This is a genomic window from Acidovorax sp. SRB_14 (assembly GCF_012932145.1).
Taxonomy (GTDB): Bacteria; Pseudomonadota; Gammaproteobacteria; order Burkholderiales; family Burkholderiaceae_C; genus Simplicispira.
The window spans coordinates 42,492-48,914 of record NZ_MWOK01000022.1; the positions used below are offsets into that span (position 1 = coordinate 42,492).

The window sequence follows — 6,423 nt, forward strand, 5'->3', positions numbered from 1 at the left end:
TAGGACAGAGAATGCGTGCAATTTTCAAAGCTCTGATATTGACAGCGGCATCGGCCCTGATGGCGTGTGGCGGTGGCGGTGGTAGTCCGGGATTGGTGGGAAATCCGGGGGCAGGCGGAGGCGGCACCGCTCCGTCTGCAAAGATGCAGTTGCAAATCTATGCGGGGAGTTCTGGAAATAGTGCCCAGGTCTATACGATCAGTGCATCAGAAAAAACTGCGCGTGCGAAAGTGACACTTAAGGATGCATCAGGTGCCCCTCTAGCAAACACGATCATTTTATTTTCTGAAAGTGGGGGCGGGCTTTTGAGCTTTAGCCCGGAATCCAAAACTGCCCTTACGAACTCTTTAGGTGAGGCCGAAGTTGATATTGAGGCCCTGTCTATCAATTCTTTTGGTGCTACGACAGTCAATGCCAATGCTGATGTTCAGAAAAGTGACGGGACAGTCGCGACAGTGACAGCTAGCCAAAATCTTGCTATCACGAGTGTGCCGGTCGCTGGTGTCGATCCGCAGGTGGCGGCTACATCGCTGAATTTCGTCAGCGTTGATCCATCTGATAAATCCATTGTGATTGCTGGATCGGGCGGTAACGGTCGTTCCGAATCGGCTATTTTGCGTTTCAGAGCAGTCGACAAAAATGGTAATCCTGTCAAAGATGTGGTTGTTGATTTTTCTGTCGTCCCGAGTAATTCGGTTGCATTGAATATCGTCAGTGCCAAAAGCAATAATGATGGAATTGTCGCAACTTCAGTTTCTTCAAAATCAACTCCTACTGCGGTAATTATCAAGGCCGGTGTTAATGGTCGGCCTGTTACGACGCAGTCTGACCAGCTGACTGTGACCACAGGGGTTGCAATGCAGCGTGGTTTCGATCTTTCAGCTTCAAAGTATAATTTGAATAACGATATTTCCGGTGATAGCTCCAATATTCGTGTCGCCATCGTGGATGCCAGTGGCAATCCTGTTTCTGACGGTGTTCCTGTCATTGCAGTAACTGATTTTGGACGAGTCGGTACGTCGGGGCGCGGTGGCTGTACGACAGTGAATGGAATTTGCACGGTGGAATATCAAGTGCAAAATCCCAGACCGCAGAATGGGCACCCCGTGATCGTGACATTTTCTACTCAAGTTGGCAGCGGTGAACTGATCAGCGACTCTATTGTGTTTACATCGACGAGTGTCTCGCAGCTGGATCTTTACAGCACTAATACCCCCGTATCAAGTATCACGGTGCCTGCTGGGGATGCCAAGTGCAAAGCTACTGTCGATCTCTTGGTTGGCACCGCGAGCACTGCGGGTGGACCCAGCGGTTTCCCTGCTCCTGCGGGAACAATGGTCGAAGTGAAGCCCAGCAGCAGCATAGTGACGGCGTCTGTGATCAGTGGCAGCCCAACCGCTGACCGTGCGACGGGTCGTACAACGATTCAGGTTCAATTCGATCTGAAAGACGCTGCTAGCCCTGGTAGCACTAGCGTCGACGTCGTTTTCACTGCCGACAAAATGGTGCAGACGTTGCGCAAGACGTTGACATACCCGGCTTGCACACCCGTTTGACCTGTGATTGTCCTCATCGGCCTCCCCGGTTCCGGCAAATCCACCATCGGGCGGCACCTCGCCCGGCGGTTGGGGGTGGCGTGCATCGACTCCGACCACGTGATCGAGCACCGCATCGGGTGCCCGATCCGGGAGTTTTTTGAGCGCGAGGGTGAAGAAGCCTTTCGCGACATCGAAGAGGCCACGATCGATGAACTGACCGCCGGCACCATGCCGGCGGTTTTGTCGACGGGTGGCGGCGCGGTGTTGCGCGCAGCCACCCGCGCGCATTTGCGCGAGCGCGGGCAGGTGGTTTATCTGCATGCCTTGCCCGAGGACATTTACCGGCGCCTGCGTCATGACACGGCGCGTCCGCTGCTGCAGGTGGACGATCCGCTCCAGCGGCTGCGCGACCTGTACGCGCAGCGCGACCCGCTGTACCGCGAAACCGCGCATTTCGTGATTGAAACCGGCCGCCCCTCGGTGGCGACGCTGGTGAACATGGTCGTGATGCAGCTGGAGCTTGCGGATGCGGTTCCGCGGCGGGTGGGCGGGCCGGTGCCAGGCGGCGCAGCACCCCGCCAGTGATCTGGGTCCGCTGGGACGGCCGACCGCTTTCGTCGCAAAAGATGTTTGACAAGCTCTGGCGCGCAGAGCGCGCAGCCGGGCCCGCGCCGCACCTGCCCTAAACTTGGCTCACCATGTCCACTGCCCTCACTTCCCCGCATTCCGAACTGCAGCGCGCTGGCGCCGCATCCGTGCCGATTTCTTCGCCGGCCTTGTCGGCGGTTGCACCGTCCGCTGCGGATGTGCAAACCATTGCCATTGACCTGGGCGAGCGCAGCTACCCCATCGTGGTGGGCGCTGGCCTGCTGGGCGCGCCTGCGACCTATGCTGCGCTGCCCCAGGCCGCCGCCGCCCTTATCGTCACCAACACGACGGTGGCGCCGCTCTACGCCGATGCGTTGCGCGCGGCGCTGGCGCCGAAGTACGCGCAGGTGCACCTGGTGGTGCTGCCCGACGGCGAGGAGCACAAAACCTGGCAGACCCTGAACCTGATCTTCGACGCCCTGCTGCAGCATGGCTGCGACCGCAAGACCGTGCTGTTTGCGCTGGGCGGCGGCGTGGTCGGCGACATGACGGGCTTTGCCGCCGCGAGCTACATGCGCGGCGTGCCCTTTGTGCAGGTGCCGACCACGCTGCTGGCGCAGGTCGACTCGTCGGTGGGTGGTAAGACGGCCATCAACCACCCGCTGGGAAAAAACATGATTGGCGCGTTTTACCAGCCCCTGCTGGTGGTCTGCGACCTGGCCACGCTCGACACCCTGCCGGCGCGCGAGCTGAGCGCGGGCCTGGCCGAAATCATCAAGTACGGGCCGATTGCCGACATGGACTTCATGGGCTGGCTCGAAGACAATATGGACGCCCTGCTGGCGCGCGAGCGCACGGCGCTGGCGCATGCGGTGCGGCGCAGCTGCGAGATCAAGGCGCAGGTGGTGGGGCAGGACGAGCGCGAGGCCGGGCTGCGCGCCATCCTGAACTTTGGCCACACCTTCGGCCATGCCATCGAGGCCGGCATGGGCTATGGCGCTTGGCTGCACGGCGAGGGCGTGGGTGCGGGCATGGTGATGGCGGCCGAGCTCTCGCACCACCTCGGCCTGGTGGACGAGGCCTTTGCCGCGCGCCTGAAGGCGCTGGTGCAGCGTGCCGGCCTGCCGCTGCGCGGGGCGGTGCTCGATGCTGCCGATAACGCCGGCCGCTACCTGGAGCTGATGCGCGTGGACAAGAAGTCCGAAGCCGGCGAAATCCGCTTTGTGCTGATCGACGGGCCGGGGCGCGCTGCCGTGCGCGCCGCGCCCGACGCGCTGGTGCGCGCGGTGATCGACGCCTGCTGCGCCGCTTGACCATTTATAAATTGATAGCTGCCAGCGCTTGCTGGTAAAGCGCTAGAGGCCGATTTGATCGAAAACCCTGCTTTGGCGCGTTATGCCTGCGACCCGGCGCTGACGCGCGGGCGCCGCCACCCCGAGCCCGCTGCGCCCACGCGCACCGATTACCAGCGCGACCGCGACCGCATCGTGCACTCGTCGGCCTTCCGGCGCCTGGTCTACAAGACCCAGGTGTTCTTGAACCACGAGGGCGACATGTTCCGCACGCGGCTCACGCATTCGCTGGAAGTGGCGCAGCTGGGGCGCTCGGTGGCGCGCTCGCTGCGCATCAACGAAGACCTGGTCGAGGCCATTGCGCTGGCACACGACCTCGGCCACACGCCGTTTGGCCATGCCGGGCAGGACGCCTTGAACGCCTGCATGGCCGGGCAGGGCGGCTTCGAGCACAACCTGCAAAGCCTGCGCGTGGTCGATGCGCTGGAAGAGCGCTACCCGCAGTTCGATGGCCTGAACCTCACGTTCGAGACGCGCGAGGGCATCCTCAAGCACTGCTCGCGCCGGCACGCCGAGCAGCTGGAGGCGGCCGAGCCCGGCGGCGTGGGGCAGCGCTTCTTGCGGCGCCAGCAGCCCAGCCTCGAAGCGCAGCTGTGCAACCTGGCCGACGAGATCGCCTACAACGCCCACGACATCGACGACGGCGTGCGCTCGGGCCTGATCACGCTCGCGCAGCTGCGCGAGGTGCCGCTGTTCGACCGCTACCGCGCCGAGGCCGAGGCGCAGTACCCGGACCTGGGGGCTGCGGCGGGCCAGAGGCGCCTGCTCTACGAATCCATCCGGCGCATGCTGAGCGCCCAGGTCTACGACGTGATCGATGCCACCCAGGCCGCGCTGGCGCAGGCCCGGCCGGGCGATGTCGACGCCGTGCGCGCCGCGCCGGCCCTGGTGGGCTTCAGCGCCGGCATGCGGGGGCAGTCGCAGGAGCTCAAGCGCTTTCTGTTCCAGAACCTGTACCGCCACCCGCAGGTGGTGGCGATGACGGACAAGGCGCGCCAGGTCGTGCGCGAGCTGTTTGCGCTCTATCTGGCGCAGCCGAAGCAGATGAAGCCCCGCTTTGCCGCGCGTGCGGCGGCGGCGGGGCCCGACGGCTGCGCGCGCACCGTGGCCGACTTCATCGCCGGCATGACCGACCGCTATGCCGCGCGCGAGCACGAGCGCCTGACCGGACAGCGCCTGCTGGGCTGAGGGCATCGCGCTGCAAGGCGGGCCTGGGGAGCGCGGCCGGTAAAATCGGGCCCTTTTCCTCTTCAGACCCATTGCATGTCCACGCCTTCCGCCGCCCCGTTGCCGGCCGCATCCTTTGATTCCGACACCGTGGTGCAAGACACGGTGCGCTGGCTGGAGCGTGCGGTGATCGCGCTCAACCTGTGCCCGTTCGCCAAGGGCGTGCACACCAAGGAGCAGATCCATTACGTGGTGAGCGCCGCCACCGACGGGCGCGGGCTGCTGCAAGATTTGCAGCGCGAACTGGAGGCCTTGGCCGAGATTGCGCCCGACCAGCGCGACACCACGCTGCTAATGGCGCCCGCCTGCCTCGGTGATTTTCTCGACTTCAACGACTTCCTCGAAGTCGTCGATGAACTGATCGACGCCATGGACCTGGGCGGCATCCTGCAGGTCGCCTCGTTCCATCCGCAGTTCCAGTTCGCCGGCACCGAGCCGGACGACGTGACCAACTGCACCAACCGCGCGCCGTACCCCACGCTGCACCTGCTGCGCGAAGACAGCATCGACCGCGCGGTCGAGGCCTTCCCCGAGGCGGAAGCCATTTTCGAGCGCAACATCGAAGTGCTGGAAAAGCTCGGTATGGAGGGTTGGCAGGCCCTGGACGTGGGCGCGCGCTGCCCGGTGGCGCATGCGCCGGCGAAGGACGGCGCATGAAGCCCGCCCACAAGGCCGCCGCCAAAGGAGCGGCGCCGGACCTGTCCGAACTGCGCCCCGGCCAGTCGCTGGAGCTGCTCCGGGAGCTGCACATCCTCACGCGCGAGGGCCGCCTGAACCAGGATTCGCGGCGCAAGCTCAAGCAGGTCTACCACCTGTTCCAGTTCATCGAGCCGCTGCTGCAGGAGCTGTCACAGGATGGCCACGCGCCCACGCTGGCCGACCATGGCGCGGGCAAGTCCTACCTGGGCTTCATCCTCTACGACCTGTACTTCAAGGCGCTGGGGCGCGGCCATATCTACGGCATCGAGACGCGCGCCGAGCTGGTCGACAAATCGCGCGCGTTGGCGCAGCGGCTGGGGTTTGGACGCATGTCGTTCCTGAACCTGTCGGTGGCCGCATCGACCGGCGCCGCCGAGCTGCCCGAGCGCATCGACATCGTGACCGCGCTGCACGCCTGCGACACCGCGACCGACGACGCCATCGCCTTCGGCTTGCAAAAGCAGGCGCGCGCCATGGTCATCGTGCCCTGCTGCCAGGCCGAGGTGGCCGCTTGCCTGCGCCAAGGCAAGGCGCTGCAGCTGGCGCGCACGCCGCTGGCCGAGCTCTGGCGCCACCCACTGCACACGCGCGAGCTGGGCAGCCAGATCACCAATGTGCTGCGCTGCCTGCACCTGGAGGCCAGCGGCTACCAGGTGACGGTGACCGAGCTGGTGGGCTGGGAGCACAGCATGAAGAACGAGCTGATTATTGCGCGCTACACCGGCCAGAAAAAGCGCAGCGCGGCCGAGCGCCTGCGTGCCATCCTGGCCGAGTTCGGGCTGGAGCAGGCGCTGGGTGCGCGCTTTGGGCTGGAGCCGGTGTCTGCGGTGGTGTGAAGACCGGTGCGGCGGCATTAGACGGTTTTTGGCTTTTTGGCCTCAAGTGCTTGCTGGGTAAGCGCTGGTTGCTATCTTGTTTAAGTTCGCTTTGACTCTATCGCTGCGCTTTTTGCTGGGGGCTGCTGGCCGGGATGTGCGCCCGGCGGCGCAGTAACTTTCTTTCGCGTCGCCGAAAGAAAG

General features: G+C 64.1%; 6 protein-coding genes. All 6 read left to right on the top strand.

Features of this window, described 5'->3' with window-relative positions; translation table 11 throughout:
• Positions 1–11: 11 nt before the first annotated feature.
• The 6 genes from B2J86_RS14780 (at position 12) to B2J86_RS14805 (ending at position 6,240) form a co-directional block, all read left to right on the top strand.
• Entirely contained in the window at positions 12–1,556 is a 1,545-nt protein-coding gene (locus B2J86_RS14780) for a hypothetical protein (protein ID WP_173025997.1), read from the top strand.
• Positions 1,557–1,559: 3 nt separating this feature from the next.
• On the top strand, positions 1,560–2,123 hold the full coding sequence (locus B2J86_RS14785; protein WP_371736583.1) for a shikimate kinase: 564 nt from the start codon (positions 1,560–1,562) through the stop codon (positions 2,121–2,123).
• 113 nt (positions 2,124–2,236) lie between these two features.
• Positions 2,237–3,439: a 3-dehydroquinate synthase gene (gene aroB / locus B2J86_RS14790; RefSeq protein WP_173025998.1), complete on the top strand. Its 1,203-nt coding sequence runs from the start codon at positions 2,237–2,239 to the stop codon at positions 3,437–3,439.
• A 57-nt stretch (positions 3,440–3,496) separates the two neighbouring features.
• Complete coding sequence (locus B2J86_RS14795) at positions 3,497–4,666, top strand: deoxyguanosinetriphosphate triphosphohydrolase (protein WP_173026002.1); 1,170 nt, start codon at positions 3,497–3,499, stop codon at positions 4,664–4,666.
• Between the two features lie 75 nt (positions 4,667–4,741).
• A complete protein-coding gene (locus B2J86_RS14800; protein ID WP_169169299.1) occupies positions 4,742–5,362 on the top strand; it encodes a DUF1415 domain-containing protein in 621 nt (206 codons plus the stop codon).
• Positions 5,359–6,240: an SAM-dependent methyltransferase gene (locus tag B2J86_RS14805; protein WP_173025999.1), complete on the top strand. Its 882-nt coding sequence runs from the start codon at positions 5,359–5,361 to the stop codon at positions 6,238–6,240. Before B2J86_RS14800 ends, B2J86_RS14805 begins: the two co-directional genes overlap by 4 nt.
• Positions 6,241–6,423 lie beyond the last annotated feature (183 nt).